The organism is Vibrio sp. MMG023, from assembly GCF_021654215.1.
Lineage (GTDB): Bacteria > Pseudomonadota > Gammaproteobacteria > Enterobacterales > Vibrionaceae > Vibrio > Vibrio jasicida.
The window spans coordinates 293,441-312,976 of record NZ_JAKFZP010000003.1 but is presented as its reverse complement, the minus strand read 5'-3'; the positions used below and the strand labels follow the sequence as shown (position 1 = coordinate 312,976).

Below are 19,536 nucleotides of genomic sequence, written 5' to 3'. Positions count from 1 at the left end.
GGCCTTTTTTTGTGTCTTGAACTAAAGTTGTGACATTGCCTAAGACTTTGTTCTCGATCTTACGTATGATGCCGAAAACGCTAGCAAACGAAGTATATGAAACTCAGTAAATTATTTATCCTTGCCTTGTTGTCGCCTGCTGCGATTGCATCAACAAAATCTACCGTCTCTTTCACTTTAGATAACGATGGCATATTTGGTGTCGACCAAGACTACACCAACGGTATTTTCCTTTCTTACGCGACCGATAAACTGCGTGAAGACAGCGAATGGAAATGGTTCAGTTTAAACGGTAATGGGCAAGCCAACGTCGATAAAGTAGAACTTGTACTAGGCCACAAAATGTGGACGCCGAGTGATATTGAAGCCGACTACCCTCTTGTTAATGATCGTCCTTACGCAGGCTACCTACATACCGAAATCAACTATATCTCGATCACAGCAGACCAAGCCGTTCGATACAATTTTACTATCGGAGCAACAGGTGAAAGCTCACTATCAGATAAAGCCCAAGATATCGTTCACGGCATCACTGGCTCAACCGACCCACAAGGTTGGGAATACCAAATTGATGACGAAGTCGCATTCAGTGTTGGTTACCGAGCATTCAACAAACTGATGCGCAGCGAAGGTAAAAGCACACAATGGGAAATTACTAACGTAAACGACATCAACGCAGGTAACTTCCGTAGTGATGTATCTCAAGGTGTCATGTTCCGTTGGGGTACCAACTTAGCGAACAGTATCGGTGCGGCAAACATCAGTGTTGAAAGCCCATTCCACGCGAGTATGCTAGCGCAAAGTACATCCAGTTGGTTCTTGTTCACCGGCTTTGAAGGACGTTACCGCTTTAACGACATTACCATCGAAGGCGATCGTTCAGGCATTCCTGAGCCATCCGATCAATACGATGTTACGTTACAAAACTGGCAAGCAAGTGCGGTTGCTGGTGCAGCTTGGTATAACCGAAACTACGGCGCGAGCTTAACCTTTACCGTTAAAACACCGGATTATGAAGAAGCACAAACTGATGTTTATGGTACAGGCTCTCTGTCACTGTTTGCGTTCTTCTAAATATAAGTCCCTGTGCGGCGTGTGAGTTTTCATTCGCCGCTTTCTTTGCTTAATATCTCGCCAACGTCCCTCTCCAAGACTGTTTTAACCCTGCAATTTGTAATAAAATAACGGGTAGAATTTATTAAAAAATGAGAGCAAAAGATGTCAACAGCTGGTCGTATTCACTCGTTTGAGTCATGTGGTACCGTAGACGGACCCGGTATTCGATTTATCGTCTTCTTGCAAGGTTGTTTAATGCGTTGTAAGTATTGCCATAACCGCGATACTTGGGATACGCATGACGGCAAAGAAGTGACGGTTGAAGAAATTATTGCTGAAGCAAAAACCTACCGTCATTTCATGAATGCATCAGGTGGTGGCATTACTTGTTCTGGTGGCGAAGCGATGCTTCAACCAGAATTTGTGCGAGACTTCTTCCGCGCAGCTCAAGCGGAAGGTATTCACACTTGTCTTGATACCAATGGTTACATCCGTAAACATACCGATGTTATCGATGAAGTGCTTGAAGCGACAGACCTTGTAATGCTTGACCTTAAGCACATGAAAGACGAAATTCACCAAGATTTCATCGGCGTTTCGAACCGTCGAGTTTTAGACTTCGCTCGCTATCTACATAAAATCGGTCAAAAAACGTGGATCCGCTACGTGGTTGTTCCGGGCTATACAGATGAACCTGAAGCGGCACATATGCTTGGTGAATTCATCAAAGATATGGACAACATTGAGAAAGTGGAACTTCTTCCGTACCACAAACTTGGTGCGCATAAATGGGAAGCATTAGGGCTTGATTACCCATTAGATGGTGTAAACCCTCCATCGAAAGAAACGATGGATGAAATCCAATCGATCCTTTCCCAATACCATCCAAATGTGAAATACTAAGTCATATTAGGTTATTGAATCAATTAAAAATACCAGCAATTCGCTGGTATTTTTTTACTCATATTACCGTCGAGAGTACCAAACAAATCAAAACATTTGGTGCCCTATCCTCGACACATTAAACGTATACAAACCTACTACACACTTAAAACGGTAAGTAAAGCTCGTAAGGAATCAAAAGTCAGGATATCAAACATGGATTGGTTTAATTTCGTATCGGTCATTATTGTTGGTTGGGTTGTAATCATGCACTGCCTACCCGATTGGCGATCAGTCGTTTGGCCTAAAATGGAACAAGAAAAACCATTTCAACATTTGATCTTCGCAACGCTCTTCTTGCTTAGCATTTTGTGGTCTGCACAGGCCGGTGTGAAAGAAGGGTTGCAAATCCACTTTCTTGCTTTGACAACGCTAACCATGATGTTCGGCTGGAGAATGGCTTTTCTGCTCTGTATCCCTGTCATGATCATCAATCACTTGATTCACGGTATTCCTCTATTAATGCTGCCAAGTGCGCTCGTACTTTCTGCACTGGTACCAATACTAATAAGCTACCTCGTTTTTCTACTCAGCTATCAATATTTGCCACGCAATATTTTTGTCTTCATTTTTGTGGCGGGATTCTTCAATGGAGCACTAACCGGTAGCTTACACCTACTCATTAACTCGGTTTATCATCTATCAGTCGGTCATTACGACTGGCAAACCATCCAGCACAACTACTTTGTTTTTGTGCCATTACTCGCTTTCCCCGAGGGGCTTCTTAATGGGATGTCATTGGCGGTCCTAACCGTATTCAAACCAGAATGGTTAAGAGTATTCTCGGATCGAGATTACATATACAACCACTACCACAAATAGCATGTCACAACGCATTCATACGCTGTTTGTAAACTGGCTAAATTTGATAATTCTTGCCATTTTTCATATTAAATATGTGTTGAGATCATGTTTCAGTAACGTCTGAAACGTTAACCTAAGCACATTAAAAATGTATTAGATTATTTAGTGAGGTCATCATGGAAATGTCAAACGCTCAACGTTTGATCTTATCAAACCAGTACAACCTAATGTCTCAGATGGACCCTAGCAGCGCAGCAAAATACAAGCGTCTACAGACCATCGTAGAACGTGGTTACGAGCTGCAAATGCGCGAACTGAACAAAGATTTTGGCTGCATTACTGAATCTGAATGTCGTGAAATCATCGACATCATGGAGATGTACCATGCGATGCAAGAATCCAACAAGATGCTGGATGACGAAGAGCGCAGCAAAGTCGATCAACGCCGTCTGCAATTCCTTGGTTTTGATATCGCAACAGAAGCCCAACAAGTGCATTACGTTCGTTTCCTTGTGGATTCTGAAGGTCTATATCCGCAATTTGATAAGGCTGATCACCACTTCAACAGCCAAATGCCAATGCAGGAAAAATACCAGCGCATGTTGAAAACATGGCGCAACTGCCCTCGTCAGTACCATTTGTGTGCAAACGAATTGGCGCAAATTTTCAGTGCATAACGCACTAAGCATTTGAAAAGGAGAGTAAACGCTCTCCTTTTTTCATCTCCCCTGTCACGATTTTATCAAATCTCACCTGTCAGCTTTCTCTACGCTTTCCCAAACACCACCTAGAATTCACTGATATCGACGATTTATCGCCAAATAATTGATTTCTTATACTGTCATTCACAACACAAATTCTTCTCTCATTAAACAGTGATTCAAATGTCACTTTTGCAATAAATTCATAATTGTTAAGCAAAATTGGAAATCCCCGACTAGGCTTAAAATGAGAAAGGGAGTGATTGAAAGGTACCTATCCACCGTCCTCCGTTGCAGTGAAAAATTGTCCATAAAGCAAAGCCTTTGGCATGACCTAACTGGGGTTCGGTACAAACCAAATGCGATAACAGGGCGTATAAGTTCATACAACGAAGGACATATCAAAGGTGGGTAAGCCTGCGTCAACGTTCGTCGGTAGACTGACTATTAAAGGGGAAAGCGACATGAGTATTTTCGACCACTATCAATCAAGATATGAAGCTTCAAAAGATGAAGAGATGTCGTTGCAGGATTTCTTAGCCCTGTGCAAGGACGATAAAAGCGCTTATGCCAATGCAGCAGAACGACTTCTCATAGCGATTGGGGAACCAGAAGTCATTGATACTGCGCAAGATCCAAGACTGAGCCGCATCTTCTCAAACCGAGTGATCTCTCGTTACGAAACCTTCAAAGACTTCTACGGCATGGAAGACGCTATCGAACAGATCGTGTCTTATCTCAAACACGCCGCGCAAGGTTTGGAAGAACGAAAACAAATTCTTTACCTTCTTGGCCCAGTAGGTGGTGGTAAATCATCACTGGCTGAGAAGTTAAAAGCACTGATGGAAAAAATGCCGGTTTACGTGCTCAGCGCCAATGGTGAGCGCAGCCCCGTAAATGATCATCCTTTCTGCTTATTTAATGCTTCGGAAGACGGCGAAATCCTTAAGAAAGAATACGGTATTGAGCATCGCTACCTACGCTCTATCATGTCACCTTGGGCTGCAAAACGTCTGCACGAGTTTGGCGGTGATATCACCAAGTTCAAGGTGCTTAAGGTACGTCCTTCTATTCTAGACCAAGTTGCAATTGCGAAGACTGAACCCGGCGATGAAAACAACCAAGACATCTCATCATTGGTTGGTAAAGTTGATATTCGCCAGCTTGAACACTTTTCACAAGATGATCCAGATGCCTACAGCTACTCCGGCGCGCTATGTAAAGCAAACCAAGGCTTGATGGAATTTGTGGAGATGTTCAAAGCGCCAATCAAGGTGCTACACCCTCTCTTGACGGCAACTCAAGAAGGTAACTTTAACGGTACGGAAGGGTTATCTGCTATCCCATTCGACGGCATGATTTTGGCCCACTCAAATGAATCAGAGTGGCAAACGTTCCGTAATAACAAGAACAACGAAGCATTCTTAGACCGTGTATACATAGTGAAAGTCCCTTACTGTTTACGTGTATCGGAAGAAGTGAAGATCTACCAGAAACTACTTGAAAACAGTGAACTTTCTAAAGCACCTTGCTCACCAAGCACACTCGAAACTTTGGCACAGTTCAGTATTCTGTCTCGACTCAAAGAGCCTGAGAACTCGTCCATTTTCTCGAAGATGCGTGTCTACGATGGTGAAACACTGAAAGATACCGATCCGAAAGCGAAGAGTTACCAAGAGTACCGCGACTTTGCCGGTGTCGATGAAGGTATGAACGGTCTTTCCACCCGTTTCGCGTTCAAGATTCTATCGCGTGTGTTTAACTTCGACCAAACCGAAGTAGCGGCAAACCCTGTCCACCTATTCTACGTGATTGAGCAGCAAGTTGAGCGTGAGCAGTTCCCTTCTGAAATGGCAGAAAAGTACCTCGAGTTCTTGAAGGGTTACCTTGTACCACGTTACGTCGAGTTCATCGGCAAAGAAGTACAAACGGCCTACCTAGAGTCTTATTCTGAATATGGCCAGAACATCTTTGACCGCTACGTGACTTACGCAGATTTCTGGATTCAAGATCAAGAATACCGCGATCCAGAAACAGGTCAGCTGTTTGACCGTGCCTCTCTGAATGCTGAACTAGAGAAGATCGAGAAAACCGCTGGCATTTCAAACCCGAAAGATTTCCGAAACGAAATCGTCAACTTTGTGCTTCGTGCGAAAGCCAATAACAATGGCCTGAACCCAGTTTGGACCAGCTACGAAAAACTGCGCACGGTAATCGAGAAGAAAATGTTCTCCAATACCGAAGAGCTACTTCCGGTTATTTCATTCAATGCGAAAACGTCTTCTGAAGATCAGAAGAAACACGACGACTTTGTCGCTCGCATGATGGAAAAAGGCTATACCGAGAAACAGGTTCGCCTACTTTCTGAGTGGTACCTACGAGTACGTAAGTCATCCTAACCAGTTTGAGTTAGGTCGCTTGTGAAACATGAAGAGGGCTATTTCATGGCGCAATTTATAGACCGAAGGCTCAATGGTAAAAACAAGAGCGCTGTTAATCGACAGCGCTTCTTGAAACGCCATAAAGAGCAGATTAAAGAGTCGGTAGCTGACGCAGTGAATCGACGCTCGATCACAAACACGGAAACGGGCGAAGACGTTGCAATACCGCACAAAGACATCAACGAACCTATGTTTCATCAGGGTAAAGGGGGCGTACGTGAGCGTGTGCACCCTGGCAACGACCAATTTATTACTGGTGACAAAATCGAGCGCCCGAAAGGTGGAGGTCAAGGTGGTGGCGCAGGAGAAGGCAATGCGAGTCCTGATGGCGAAGGCCAAGACGAGTTTGTTTTCCAGATATCCAAAGATGAATATCTCGATATCTTGTTCGAGGATTTGGAGTTACCCAATCTTGAAAAAAATCAGATTGCTAAAATAACTGAATGGAAGACCCATCGTGCGGGTTACCAAACTGCAGGCATTCCGTCCAACATTGCCATTGTGCGTTCGTTGCAGCAATCACTTGCTCGACGTACCGCAATGACAGCAGGTAAAAAGCGTCTTCTTAATGAACTAGAGGATGAGCTTACTCGCATCAAAAACATCGAGCCAGCTCAGCAGCTCGAGGAAAATCGTCTGAAGAAGGAAATTGAGGATCTGCGCAAGAAAATCGAAAGCGTGCCCTTCATTGATACCTTCGACTTACGTTTCAAGAACTATGAGAAGCGCCCTGTGCCATCGAGCCAAGCGGTCATGTTTTGTCTGATGGACGTTTCAGGTTCTATGGACCAAGCCACCAAAGATATCGCAAAACGCTTCTATGTTCTTTTATACCTGTTCTTGACGCGCACCTACGAAAATGTAGAGGTCGTATTCATTCGTCACCATACTCAAGCAAAAGAGGTCGATGAACATGAGTTCTTCTACTCGCAAGAAACGGGTGGAACAATTGTGTCGAGCGCTCTCAAGCTAATGAACGAAATCGTGCAAGACCGCTATCCTGTAGGCCAATGGAACATCTACGCCGCACAGGCATCCGATGGGGATAATTGGGCTGACGATTCTCCGCGTTGCCGTGAACTCCTAGTGAATAAACTGCTTCCTAACTGTCAGTACTATTCATACATTGAGATCACCCGACGCTCACACCAAACGCTATGGCATGAATACGAGAAGCTTGCTGAAGCCTTCCCAAACTTTGCCATGAAAAACATCCGCTCTGTGGAGGATATCTTCCCAGTCTTCCGTGAACTATTCCAAAAAGAAACGGCGTAAGGAGGCTAGCGATGAATACCGCAACGAAAAACCTTTCGGGGGAAGCTTCGAAGAAGCGCAGAGAAAATATGCTTCCAGACGGCCCAGACTGGACGTTTGAATTGTTGGAGCGTTATCACAAAGAAATTAAGCGTGTCGCGGAGCATTATCGCCTCGACACTTACCCAAACCAAATCGAGGTGATTACCTCCGAACAAATGATGGATGCATACTCAAGTATCGGTATGCCCATCAACTACAATCATTGGTCGTTTGGCAAAAAGTTCATCCAAACTGAGCAAAACTACAAACACGGTCAAATGGGCTTGGCTTACGAGATCGTGATTAACTCCAACCCATGTATCGCTTATTTGATGGAAGAGAACACCATCACGATGCAGGCGCTTGTTATCGCTCACGCTTGTTATGGACACAACTCGTTCTTCAAGGGCAATTATCTGTTCCAAACGTGGACCGACGCCAGCTCGATCATTGACTATCTCTTGTTTGCGAAGAACTACATTGCGGAATGTGAAGAGCGATACGGGGTGCATGAAGTTGAGCAACTACTTGACTCATGCCATGCATTAATGAACTTCGGTGTAGACCGCTATAAGCGTCCCGAAAAAATCTCTATTAATGAAGAGAAAGCACGTCAAGAAGAGCGCGAAGCCTATCTTCAATCTCAAGTGAACGAACTTTGGCGTACCGTTCCACAGGCAAAAACTAAAGAAGAAGATATCAAGATTCGTTTCCCAAGTGAGCCACAGGAAAACCTGCTTTATTTCTTCGAAAAACATGCGCCATTGCTGGAGCCTTGGCAGCGTGAAATCGTCCGAATTGTCCGTAAAGTCAGCCAGTACTTTTACCCTCAGAAACAAACCCAAGTTATGAATGAAGGGTGGGCAACATTTTGGCACTACACGATTCTGAATCACCTTTACGATGAAGGCTTAGTGTCAGAGAAGTTTATTCTCGAATTTCTACATAGTCACACCAGCGTTGTTGCTCAACCTGCTTATAACAGTCCGTACTTTAGCGGCATTAACCCCTATGCGCTTGGCTTTGCGATGTTCAGAGACATAAAACGTATCTGTGAAGAGCCAACCGATGAGGATAAAGAGTGGTTCCCAGAAATTGCCGGAGCCGATTGGTTAGACACGCTTCACTTTGCGATGCATAACTTCAAAGATGAAAGTTTTATCAGCCAATACTTGTCACCAAAGCTAATGCGAGATTTTAAACTTTTCGCCATTAATGATGATGATCGTAAGAACTTCGTTGAGGTTGCCGCCATTCACGATGAGATGGGTTACAAACGCATCCGAGAGGCGCTAGCCGCACAATATAACTTAGCCAATCTAGAGCCAAACATTCAGGTATTTAACGTGGATGTGAGAGGCGATCGTTCGTTAACACTTCAATACGTCCCTCATAACCGAATTCCATTGGATAACAGTTATGAAGAGGTGTTGAAACATGTTTATCGCTTATGGGGCTTCGATGTGATTTTGGAGGAAGTAAAAGATACCGGACACCGAGAGATTCTCTCTACCTGTCCGAAACGCAATCAGTACGACACAAATATCTAGAACTCCCTTTCTACTAATGAATAAAAGAAAAGGCTCCTAACTTAGGAGCCTTTATCTATCTAAATCAGTCAGTGCGGTGTACTAAGCTTGCTTTGCAATAATTTTTCTTACCGCTTCAAGGTCGGCTTGCGTATCCACACCTGCTGCTGGCGCTTCTTTTGCAACCGCAACATGAATCTTTTCACCGTACCAAAGCACACGAAGTTGCTCCAGGCACTCGATTTGCTCAAGTGCACTTGGCTGCCAATTCACATAAGTATTGATGAAGCCAGCACGGTAAGCGTAGATGCCGATGTGACGCATTAATGGATTTACGATAGTTTTGTCTTGCTTGGCAAAGTTGTCACGATCCCAAGGGATCGTCGCACGACTAAAGTACATAGCGTAACCACGCTCGTCCGCTACTACTTTTACCGCATTTGGGTTAAAGACTTCTTCTTCCGATTCGATTTCAACCGCAAGCGTTGCCATTGGTGCATCGCAACCTGCTAGGTTATCAGCCACTTGGCGAATAATAGACGGCGGAATCAATGGTTCATCACCCTGAACATTAACCACAATGTGGTCTGCAGGAATTGCCATTTTTTCTACCACTTCTGCTAGTCGCTCAGTGCCAGATTCATGGTTTGGCGAGGTCATACAAACCTTGCCACCAAACTGCTCTGCAGCCGCCGATACGCGCTCATCGTCAGTCGCAATAATCACGTCTTCAGCACCCGCTTGTAACGCTTGCTCATAAACCCATTGGATCATTGGTTTACCACCAATGTCTGCCAACGGCTTACCCGGTAAGCGGCTTGATGCGTAACGCGCAGGAATGACAACCGTAAAAGACATTAGCGTCCCTCGTCCATGCTCATGGTTCTTGCTTCTGGTTCAAGGAGAACAGGAATACCCTCTTTGATTGGGTAAGCAAGGCGATCTAATTTGCAGATCAACTCTTGATTATCTTTATCGTACGTCAGCTTACCTTTGCACACAGGGCAAGCTACAATCTCAAGCAGACGGTGATCCATAAGTCGCTTTAACCTCTTTTATTCGATTTAAAATTCGTTCTGCATCATGTTGTTCAAACTGAGCAGAAACAGGAAGATACCACCAATTGTCTTGCGCATAGCGGTCGCATTTAACGGCATCTTTTTCTGTCATAATCACATTCGCTCCTTGTTGAGCCAATGCATCTAATTCTTGTTGGTCAAAGTCCTGATGATCGGCAAACCCTTTCGTGACTTTGACATCCGCATTCATTGCGTTAAGTGTATTAAAAAAACGAGGTGGATACCCAATACCAGCAAATGCGACTAAGTCTTTCAACTCACTCACATCCACGTGCTGCTTCGTCTTCAAATTGATCGCCTTTGATGGCGCTAAAGACATTGGCATTTCGCCATGCTGAGCTTGACCACCATTAGTGATGATAAAGTCGACTTCAGCAAGACGCTCTACCCCTTCACGTAGTGGGCCAAGTGGAATAAGGCTTTCATTGCCAAAGCGGCGATTACCATCAACGATAACGAACTCGATATCTCGCTCTAAAGCGTAATGCTGGAGGCCGTCGTCAGTAATAATGATGTCAACGCCAGTTTCAAGCAATGCTTTCACCGCATTAGCACGAATCGGGTCTACGGCTACTGGCGCACCAGTACGACGATGAATTAGCTTAGGCTCATCACCACAGTGTTTCGCTGGTGTATTATCATCAAGAACAAGCGGATACTGAGGTGCTTTTGCGCCATAACCACGCGATACCACTCCGGGTTTATAACCCAGTAGTTGCAATTGCTCCACCAGCCACACTACCACTGGCGTTTTACCATTGCCACCAGCGGTAATGTTACCAACGACCACAACAGGCACGCGTGCTTTGTAGGCTTCTTTCTTGCCGACTTGGTATTGACGGCGTTTCGATTGGCTTATCGCACCAAACAGCAAGCTTAATGGCCACAAAAGCGGCCATAGCAAGTATTTAAGCGGATGGTTTTCGAACCAGATCTTTTCAATCACAGCGCTTAGGCACCAAATTGAATTCGATGAAGCTGGGCATAAGCGCCATCTTTAGCGATCAAATCAGCATGACTACCACGCTCAACGATAGCGCCTTCATCGACTACAAGGATTTCATCAGCGTTTTCGATGGTCGACAAACGGTGAGCAATCACCAGTACCGTCTTGTCTTTTTGCAGTTCATCCAGCGCCGATTGAATAGCACGTTCCGATTCCGTATCCAGAGCTGACGTTGCCTCATCAAGTACCAGCACAGGTGCATCACGTAGAAGTGCACGTGCAATTGCGACACGCTGGCGCTGGCCACCTGACAAACTCGCACCATTTTCGCCAATCATCGCGTCTAAGCCACCGTCCATTTTACCAATGAACTCCATCGCATGAGCCAGTTTGGCTGCACGCTCAATGTCTTCACGTGAGTATTGTTCTTCTGTCGCGTAAGCAATGTTGTTTGCAATCGTGTCGTTGAACAAATGTACGTTTTGCGAAACAAGCGCAAACTGCTCACGAAGATTCTTAAGCTCATAATCACGAATGTCATGACCATCAAGCGTAATTGAACCACTGCTTACGTCATAGAAACGGTTGAACAAATTAGCAATGGTACTCTTTCCTGAACCTGAGCGCCCAACGAGAGCAACCGTCTTACCTTTTGGAATGTCAAAACTGACATTCTCAAGCGCTGGTTTCTCTGCACCTTCATAAGTAAAGCTGACATCTTTGACAGTTACATCGCCTTGCGCACGCTCTACTTTGAATTTACCTTCGTTCTTTTCTGGTTCTAGATCGACCAGTGCAAACAAGGTTTGGCTTGCCGCCATACCGCGTTGGAACTGTGACGTAACATTCGTCAGAGCTTTCAATGGACGCATCAAACCAAACATCGCAGAGAATACAACCGTAAATGTACCCGGAGTCAACTGGTCTTTAATTGAGTCGATACTAGCAAGGTAAAGCACGACAACAATCGCAATAGATGCAATCATTTGAATGATCGGGTTCGCAGCTGCTTGAGCTGTCACTAGCTTCATGCTTTGCTGGCGCATCTGATTGCTGACTTTCTCGAAGCGTTTGCCTTCGATGTCTTGACCACCATAACTCAGTACGACTTTATGACCTTTCAGCATTTGCTCCGCGGAAGCCGTCACATGACCCATCATGGTTTGCATGTTCTTTGAAATTTTTCTGAATCGTTTAGAAACGATACCAATACCCCAAGCAACAACAGGAGCAACAGCAAACAGTACCAAAGACAATTGCCAGCTGTTGTAGAACATCAAAACCAACAAGCCAATGATACTTGCACCCTCACGAACGATACTGACCAATGCTTGGCTAGTTGCAGCAGATACTTGCTCTGAGTCGTAAGTGATACGTGACAATAAGTTGCCTGTTTTTTCTTTATCAAAATAAGAAACAGGCATATGCATAAAGTGGTTGAACACCATTCGTCGAATTTGCATCACGACGTTGCCGGAAACCCAGCTCAAACAATAGGTCGAGACAAACCCACTCACACCACGAATAAACATCATGGCGAAAACAATTAATGGGAGTGTGCGTAGAAAGTCTGACTCTGCATTGCCAAAACCTTCATCAAGAAGTGGTTTAAGCAGGGAAATCATGTAGGTATCTGAAACAGCATTAACGACTAATGCAATGACAGCAACGATCAAACCGGCCTTATAAAGGCGAATAAATTGCCATAGACGCTTAAACGTCTGCCAGGTCGTTTCATCAGTATTTATCGACATAGAAGTGCTTTATTTTCTTACATTAAGACTCTTATTCTACTCCCTTACGCAGCATCTGCCTATACCAAGGGTCAAATGTCTCACTTCGTTTAACTTCGAAGTGCCAATTGTCTTGCTCAATAAACACCGATACTTGACCATCACTGCCTGTGTCTAACCAAAGCGCTTTGCTCTCTTCATAAGCTGATACAACATTTTCAGCAGGCATCCCCCATTGATTACTTTTTGCGAGAGAAGCAATGGCTAATTTGGGGGAAACGGCTTGAACAAATTGGGGGTTCGAAGAACTCTTGCTGCCATGGTGAGGAACCAACATCACATCACTTTCTAGTTTCTCAGGCTCACGCATGAGTATCCATTCACTTATGGCTTCAATATCTCCCGTCAGCAGCAGACGGAAACCAGATTGAGAGTCGACTATCCTAATCACACAAGAGTGGGGATTGTAGGCACGCTGAACCAACTTCGGTGGCCACAACACTTCCATATTCAAGGATTGCCACGACCAGTACTCCCCAGCAACGCACGCTCTGTAGTCAGTGTAATTCTGGCTGCTGAACTTATAGGTCGGATTAAAAGCACTTTCGATGTATTGACGACCTCCTGCATGGTCAGAGTCCGCATGGCTAATGATGAACCCATTGATGGAACCGTAACCTCGACGATGCAAAGTCGGGGCGATAACCTGCTCAGCAATGCTACCGCTCCCCCATCCTTTCCCTGTGTCATAAAGCAATACCTTGCCGCCTTTTTCGATTAATACTGCAAGCCCATGCCCAACATCGAGAACATCCACTCGCCATCGGTCTCTAGTTGAATCATGAAAGAACACCACACAAGTCGTGACCAAAAGTAATAAAAGCAGTCCGTTCGCCCGAAAAAAGCGACCAAGCAAAAGACAAGCACTTGCCACACCGACAAGAAGCGTTGCTTTCAAACTGAGAAACTGCCAACTCCCTGTGGCAAAGGGTAAAGACCAACTCAATGGCCATAGCGCCCAGTCCATGCCTTGCCAAAACCACGCCGAAATGAAATAAGAGCAAAGCGAAAACATGAGTGCAAGAAACATCAGAGGAACCACAATCATCCCAAACCAAGGTATAAATACTAGGTTATAAATAATTGAGGTTAGACTGGTGCCAGAGAAGAAATACCCACTGATCGGCACGATCAACAAAGTAAGTACTAACTGTACTTTCAACAACAAGATCAACTTGTCCTTCCAATCCCCCTTGTGGCTCTGAACGGCATTCACCGCAAGCAGTACCGCAACAACAGAGAGATACGACAACCAAAAACTCAGACTAAGGGAAGCAAAAGGTTCAATGCAAAGCTGAATAGCGACTGCTAACAGCAATACACGCCAAGCGCTCCAATACACCAGCCAAAACTTTAATGACACATAAATAACACAGACAAAAAAAGCTCTTATCGTCGGCAAAGAAAAATCTGCAAGCCAAGCGTACAAAAACGCGGTGATAATCCCAATGATAGGTGGTAACAGCTGGAGATTGAAAAAAACGTACCGAAGTGCAACCCCGGCGAAAATACCAAAACTGAATGCCATCCCAATATGCAAACCGGAAATAGAGACCAGGTGCAATAACCCACTATCCCGTAGCTGCTGCCAATCTTGATACGTTAAAAGTGAGCGGTCACTAAAGGCGAGCGCATTGATGAGTGGATAATGTTTGAGGCGCGAGATGCTTCCAGAAACCGACTGAATGATTTGCTGACGAACAGAGTAAGAAGAACGAATCTGCCACTTGGCATTACGTGACGACGTTGCCCTTGCAACAATTCCCTGCCCAATGGCTTGTTGCTCAGAATCAAAACCCGCTTCATTTCTCAACCCTAGAATGGGTTTAAGTGAAACTTGAGTAGTAAAGTCACTGTTAACAGGCAGTGGGAAAGGGGTTATCAGACGGATTTTCGGTTTAAGAAAAGGTAACAGGTTTTGAGAATTCACCCCGCGAACCACCGCAATTCCTTCATATCCGTGACTTATTTGCGTAAAAGGGCTGTCAACTTTACCAATTATGGTAATATTCACCCCTGCTTGAAACAGGGCTTGTCTTTGATGTTCCATAACATTGCCGTGGACAATAACAACCATACAGCCCGAAATTACGCCTATGCTAATTAAGCCTCGACGTAATTTGATTATTGAGCCAATGGCAATTATTCCCAGCAGCAACCATCGCCAATCTGGCATCGTCGGCCACCATGCAGACGAAATAACGCTCGCGACAAATAATGCCAAGGTCCAACTTTTTTCTAAGAGAGTCATGTCGTCCTATGCCTAGAAAGCTGATAAAACGCTTCATGCCAGATCATGAAATGATCAAACGCCAAAAAGCACTAAAGGTCTTCGGCAACGTGTTATACAACCCAAACTTGTGGTGTTTAAACCGTCGCTCTGCATCTGGTGCTTTTGCTGTTGGCTTATTTATGGCGTTTGTTCCGCTTCCGAGTCAGATGATCATGGCCGCAGGTCTCGCCATCATGCTTGGCGTTAACTTACCGCTTTCTGTTGCATTGGTATGGATCAGCAACCCTATCACGATGCCAGTTCTGTTCTACTTTGCGTACAAACTTGGCGCTTTGGTTATGCACGTTCCTCCACAGCCATTCCATTTTGAGTTGTCGTGGGAATTCATCATGCAACAAATGAACACTATTGGACCACCGTTCCTACTAGGCTGCGCAATATGCGGCGTTGTATCAGCCATCATTGGCTATTTTGGTATTCGGGGGCTTTGGCGTTACTCAGTCGTGAGAAGCTGGCAAAAACGTAAGATAAGATAAGTACTTATTCTTCAATTAGCAGGTTGTAGAGCATCGAATGGAGAACAGTTAACGTTCGACATGAAAGGCGCTGTAACTCAAGTATGAAGTCTACCGAGCCATGACAGAGATAAGCTGAACATAGATAAAAGAAAGGACCGAGATTCGGTCCTTTTTTGTGCCTGCCGCTTGAGAGCGGCGGCTAAAGTCTTTCTTTCGATTACTTGGAACTCAATACCGCAGCAGGATTGAGCTTCGCTGCGCGAGAAGCAGGGTACCAAGTTGCTAACAAGCTCAACATGATTGCCGTTCCCGAAACCAAAGCCACATCAGGCCAATGCAACTGGGAAGGTAAGAAGTCAACAAAGTAGATGTCACCCGATAAGAACTGATGTCCGATTAAACTCTCTAACGCTTTAATGATGGGGGTTAAGTTTAGCGCGACAAACACACCAACAATACTGCCTGCAATACTTCCGAATACGCCCGAGAACACACCTTGCCATACAAAGATACGTTTAATTAGCCCATCTTTTGCGCCCATGGTGCGTAATATCGCAATTTCTGCAGCGCGATCTTTTACAGCCATCATCAATGTAGAAACGATGTTGAAGCTTGCAACACCAATCACCAGAACCATCACCAAGTACATAATGGTGCGAACCAGTTGGATGTCGCGATACAAGAAACCAAATTGTTGTTGCCAGCTCTTGAGGTAGACATACACATCAATCAGACTACCGACTTCACGCACGATCGAAGGTGCATTAAGTACCTCATCTGTCTTCAATGAAATCCCTGTAACACCATCGCCTAAACGTGCATACGCCTGTGCATCTTTTAATGGAACCAGAGCGAGTGAATGATCGATCTGGCCGTTAAGCGTTAAAAAACCTGAGACTTTGACTCGCACACGTTTTGGTGCTTGAACTTTGCTGGTGCTTCCCGTTTGCGGAATCATTAACGTAACGTAGTCACCAACCTCAACATTTAATTCGTTGGCAACTCCACGCCCCAGAATGACTTGCTGCTGACCAGCATAAAAATTCTGCCATGCTTGGGGATCAATAAAATCAGACATGCTTGATACGGCCTGCTCAAAAGCCGGATCGACACCTCGTACTTCAACGGCTTTAAGCTTGCTACCTTTTTCCGCCAAACCAGTAAAGCGAACATAAGGCGCCGCCGCGACAACATGTTCATGACTCAATGCCTGATTCATGGTTTTGGTGTAATTGTGCAGTGGTCCATTGACCCCTTCTAACTCACCATGCGGAATAACTGATAACACGCGCGATTGCAGCTCACGTTCAAAACCATTCATTGCTGAAAGACCAATAATGATAACCGCAACGCCAACCGCAATACCAATCGTGGAAGAAAGCGAAATGAACGACACCATTTTGTTACGCTTTTTAGCGCGACTGAATCGGCCACCGATCATCAGTGCTAGAGATGAAAACAAAATTAGCCCTCCGCAACCGCTGTTTCAGTGATAAAGCGATCCACCAGCAAGCCATCTTGCATATGCATTTGGCGATCCATTTTCGCGGCTAACTCGTTATCATGAGTAACCACTAAAAAAGCAATGTTCGACTCTTGGTTTAATTCACGCATCAAATCGTAAATCGCCAAGGCAGTGTTGTGGTCTAAGTTACCCGTTGGCTCATCCGCCAATACCAGATCAGGCTTGTTCACCAAAGCTCGTGCAATGGCTACGCGCTGACGCTCACCACCAGAAAGTTCGGACGGACGATGATCCATGCGATGACCTAACCCCACCTTTTCGAGTAGAGATTGAGCAGCTTCTTTTGCTTGCGATACTTTCGTTCCACCGATCAGCAGGGGCATAGCCACATTCTCTACTGCCGTAAAATCCGCCAACAAATGATGGAATTGATACACAAAACCAAGGTGTTTGTTACGCAACGCGGCTTGTTTATTTGAACTCAATGCAGATAGGTCTTGGCCAAGAAAGTCGACCTCACCTTGTGATGCGTCGTCCAACGCACCAAGGATGTGCAGTAAAGTACTTTTCCCTGAGCCCGATGAGCCAACAATTGACACTAACTCACCTTTATCAATATCAAAGCTCACGCCTTTCAACACTTCTGTATCTAACGATCCCTCTCGGTAGACTTTACGAATATCACGACATTCTAATAGCTTATTCATAGCGAAGTGCCTCAGCAGGTTTAACAGAAGATGCTCGATAAGATGGATATACAGTTGCAGCAAGACTCAGAGCAATCGCCAGCACTACCACTAATAAAATTTGGAATGAATCGATAACAATTGGCAGATGGCCACCAAAGCTAAATAGCGCCACACCAGCCGCTTCCAGAATCGCATTGAGGTTAAGCGACAAAGCCACGCCTACCACTCCACCAACAATCGCGCCAATTACGCCACTGCTAGCACCTTGAACCATAAAAATAGCCATCACCTGAGATTGCTTCATCCCCTGGGTTTTGAGAATTGCGACTTCAGATTGCTTCTCCATCACCACCATGATCAAAGCAGAAATGATGTTAAACGCGGCAACACCGACTATTAAACCGAGCATCAAGCCCATCATGTTCTTTTCCATTTTAACCGCTTGGAAAAGTTCACCGCGTTGCGCGCGCCAGTCACTCCACTGCCAACCTTCAGGCATAGGTTTATCTGCAAACTCAGTCACCATAAACGGGTCGGAGAAAAAGACACGCCAACCAGAGACCGTCTCTTTAGGTAAGCGCATCAACTTTGCCGCATCCGTCATGTTCACAATCATCAATTGCCCATCAACGTCCGAGCCAGTATTAAACAACCCCGCAACGGTAAAGTTACGCTGACTAGGAATACGCCCTAACGGAGTAAATTGTGATGCATTCGTTACCATTAAACGCACTTTATCGCCCATTGAGACTTTTAACGATCGCGCCAAGCTGTGTCCTAAGAAGACCTTATACTCACCCGCTTTTAAAGAAGACAATCGACCTGCGATTAAATGGTTTGAAATAGGGTCGCCTTGTTTTGGTTCAATCCCAATCAAGTAGCCCGCGGTCAATTGTGCAGAACTTTGAATAACCGCTTCTCCACGAACGATCGGTTCAGGCTTTGCCGTCGTAGACATCTTCTGGATAAATTCAGGCGCCGTCGCTGTCATTGGCGTTTTGCCATCATGTTGTGAAATTACGGCATGAGGCAACACACCTAAAATGCGCTCTTTTAGTTGCGCTTCAAAACCGTTCATGACAGAGAGTACGGTCACAAGCGCCATCACACCGATCGTAATGCCTGCGGTCGACATATAAGACACGAATCGACTGAACCTATCTCCGGAACGACCCCGAAGATATCTCAAGCCAATAAACAAAGAGATAGGATGATACATATAGGACAAACCAACTGGTTTTCTAATAGTGCTAAATAATAAGAGTTATCTTACCTTACTCTTACAATGAAGAAGACAAGATAATCGCTAAATTTGTCAACGACATGCAATAAGTCCATTTTTAAGCGAGAAAGTTCACCCAGACAAAACATGGAAACTTGATAACTTATTTCAGTTAGCGATAATCAGTGCCCTATCCCTCTCTTTCTTCAATGAAATGAGAGTGCTCGTTGGCAGAAAAGGACCGATTAATGACAGAGCAAGAATACTTCACCGTACACCACAACCTCACTCTTAATGTCGAAACATTAGGAGCGGACTTCGTTCTGCCTGATGAGGAAACCTTTGTCTCGGAAATTCCAACGCCTTTTATTGTCGCAAGCGAATTTAGCCATTTAGATATGCTGGCAGATAATGCACGCCTTGAACTACAAACTAAAGAGCTGAAACACGTCATCAGCCTGTTGGATACACAGAATTCAAAGCTCAACCTTTTACTTAGTTTTATGCTCTCTCAACAAGACGATGCAACACTGCGCTTTCAAACCACTCAGTTTGGAGCAAGCCAGCTCAGCTATCGCTCAGAAACTGAAATTGAGACTCAACAATTAGTGCGAGTAAAACTGTTCTTAGATCACCCTGCGGCAGCCATTTACTGCTACGCTCAGGTAGTGGCATGCGAGCCTTGTGACCGTGGTTTCATCACCACTCTGAGGTATAAATTGCTCAGAGAAGCCGACCAAGATTTATTGATCAAAGCCGCTTTGTACCAACAACAGAAACTACTGCGTCAGCGTTCACTAGAGCGAGATAACAAATAACGAC

General features: G+C 45.0%; 17 protein-coding genes. 9 read left to right on the top strand and 8 right to left on the bottom strand.

Annotation, left to right across the window (positions count from 1 at the left end; translation table 11 throughout):
• The first annotated feature begins 96 nt into the window (after positions 1–96).
• The 7 genes from L1076_RS11115 (at position 97) to L1076_RS11085 (ending at position 8,790) form a co-directional block, all read left to right on the top strand.
• Entirely contained in the window at positions 97–1,074 is a 978-nt protein-coding gene (locus L1076_RS11115; protein ID WP_038866698.1) for a lipid A deacylase LpxR family protein, read from the top strand.
• A 144-nt stretch (positions 1,075–1,218) separates the two neighbouring features.
• On the top strand, positions 1,219–1,959 hold the full coding sequence (gene pflA, locus L1076_RS11110; RefSeq protein ID WP_038866696.1) for a pyruvate formate lyase 1-activating protein: 741 nt from the start codon (positions 1,219–1,221) through the stop codon (positions 1,957–1,959).
• A gap of 195 nt (positions 1,960–2,154) precedes the next feature.
• Entirely contained in the window at positions 2,155–2,820 is a 666-nt protein-coding gene (locus tag L1076_RS11105) for an energy-coupling factor ABC transporter permease (protein WP_237303612.1), read from the top strand.
• Between the two features lie 158 nt (positions 2,821–2,978).
• A complete protein-coding gene (locus L1076_RS11100) occupies positions 2,979–3,479 on the top strand; it encodes a YfbU family protein (protein ID WP_038866692.1) in 501 nt (166 codons plus the stop codon).
• A gap of 488 nt (positions 3,480–3,967) precedes the next feature.
• Positions 3,968–5,902 carry a PrkA family serine protein kinase gene (locus L1076_RS11095; protein WP_038867152.1) on the top strand — a complete coding sequence of 645 codons (1,935 nt, stop codon included), beginning with the start codon at positions 3,968–3,970 and terminating at the stop codon, positions 5,900–5,902.
• Between the two features lie 45 nt (positions 5,903–5,947).
• Positions 5,948–7,219 carry a YeaH/YhbH family protein gene (locus L1076_RS11090; protein WP_038866690.1) on the top strand — a complete coding sequence of 424 codons (1,272 nt, stop codon included), beginning with the start codon at positions 5,948–5,950 and terminating at the stop codon, positions 7,217–7,219.
• Between the two features lie 11 nt (positions 7,220–7,230).
• Positions 7,231–8,790: a SpoVR family protein gene (locus tag L1076_RS11085; protein WP_038866687.1), complete on the top strand. Its 1,560-nt coding sequence runs from the start codon at positions 7,231–7,233 to the stop codon at positions 8,788–8,790.
• 81 nt (positions 8,791–8,871) lie between these two features.
• On the opposite strand, the gene kdsB is transcribed toward L1076_RS11085, so the two are convergent.
• From kdsB to L1076_RS11060, 5 genes are read right to left on the bottom strand one after another with little or no spacing between them, the layout of a single operon-like run.
• A complete protein-coding gene (gene kdsB / locus L1076_RS11080; RefSeq protein WP_038875929.1) occupies positions 8,872–9,627 on the bottom strand; it encodes a 3-deoxy-manno-octulosonate cytidylyltransferase in 756 nt (251 codons plus the stop codon).
• The gene (locus L1076_RS11075) at positions 9,627–9,806 is read right to left on the bottom strand and encodes a Trm112 family protein (protein ID WP_005378451.1); all 180 of its coding nucleotides are present in this window, start codon (positions 9,804–9,806) and stop codon (positions 9,627–9,629) included. The genes kdsB and L1076_RS11075 overlap by 1 nt, the downstream gene beginning before the upstream one ends.
• Complete coding sequence (gene lpxK / locus L1076_RS11070; protein WP_237303611.1) at positions 9,787–10,794, bottom strand: tetraacyldisaccharide 4'-kinase; 1,008 nt, start codon at positions 10,792–10,794, stop codon at positions 9,787–9,789. Before lpxK ends, L1076_RS11075 begins: the two co-directional genes overlap by 20 nt.
• Before the next feature lie 5 nt (positions 10,795–10,799).
• Entirely contained in the window at positions 10,800–12,548 is a 1,749-nt protein-coding gene (gene msbA, locus L1076_RS11065) for a lipid A ABC transporter ATP-binding protein/permease MsbA (protein ID WP_038866683.1), read from the bottom strand.
• A gap of 31 nt (positions 12,549–12,579) precedes the next feature.
• Positions 12,580–14,838: a DNA internalization-related competence protein ComEC/Rec2 gene (locus L1076_RS11060; protein WP_237303610.1), complete on the bottom strand. Its 2,259-nt coding sequence runs from the start codon at positions 14,836–14,838 to the stop codon at positions 12,580–12,582.
• An 8-nt stretch (positions 14,839–14,846) separates the two neighbouring features.
• Between L1076_RS11060 and L1076_RS11055 the strand changes: the two genes are divergently transcribed.
• Positions 14,847–15,356, top strand: a complete 510-nt coding sequence (locus L1076_RS11055) for a DUF2062 domain-containing protein (protein ID WP_005431694.1) — start codon at positions 14,847–14,849, stop codon at positions 15,354–15,356.
• Positions 15,357–15,555: 199 nt separating this feature from the next.
• Here the strand turns inward: L1076_RS11055 and lolE are convergent, their stop codons facing one another.
• Genes lolE through lolC form a run of 3 tightly spaced genes read right to left on the bottom strand, consistent with a single transcriptional unit; the run spans position 15,556 to position 18,711 of the window.
• Complete coding sequence (gene lolE / locus L1076_RS11050) at positions 15,556–16,800, bottom strand: lipoprotein-releasing ABC transporter permease subunit LolE (RefSeq protein WP_237303609.1); 1,245 nt, start codon at positions 16,798–16,800, stop codon at positions 15,556–15,558.
• Between the two features lie 2 nt (positions 16,801–16,802).
• On the bottom strand, positions 16,803–17,510 hold the full coding sequence (gene lolD, locus L1076_RS11045; RefSeq protein WP_038866673.1) for a lipoprotein-releasing ABC transporter ATP-binding protein LolD: 708 nt from the start codon (positions 17,508–17,510) through the stop codon (positions 16,803–16,805).
• The gene (gene lolC, locus L1076_RS11040) at positions 17,503–18,711 is read right to left on the bottom strand and encodes a lipoprotein-releasing ABC transporter permease subunit LolC (protein ID WP_038875923.1); all 1,209 of its coding nucleotides are present in this window, start codon (positions 18,709–18,711) and stop codon (positions 17,503–17,505) included. Before lolC ends, lolD begins: the two co-directional genes overlap by 8 nt.
• Positions 18,712–18,962: 251 nt before the next feature.
• On the opposite strand from lolC, the gene L1076_RS11035 reads away from it, so the two are divergent.
• The gene (locus tag L1076_RS11035) at positions 18,963–19,532 is read left to right on the top strand and encodes a PilZ domain-containing protein (protein WP_038866671.1); all 570 of its coding nucleotides are present in this window, start codon (positions 18,963–18,965) and stop codon (positions 19,530–19,532) included.
• Positions 19,533–19,536 lie beyond the last annotated feature (4 nt).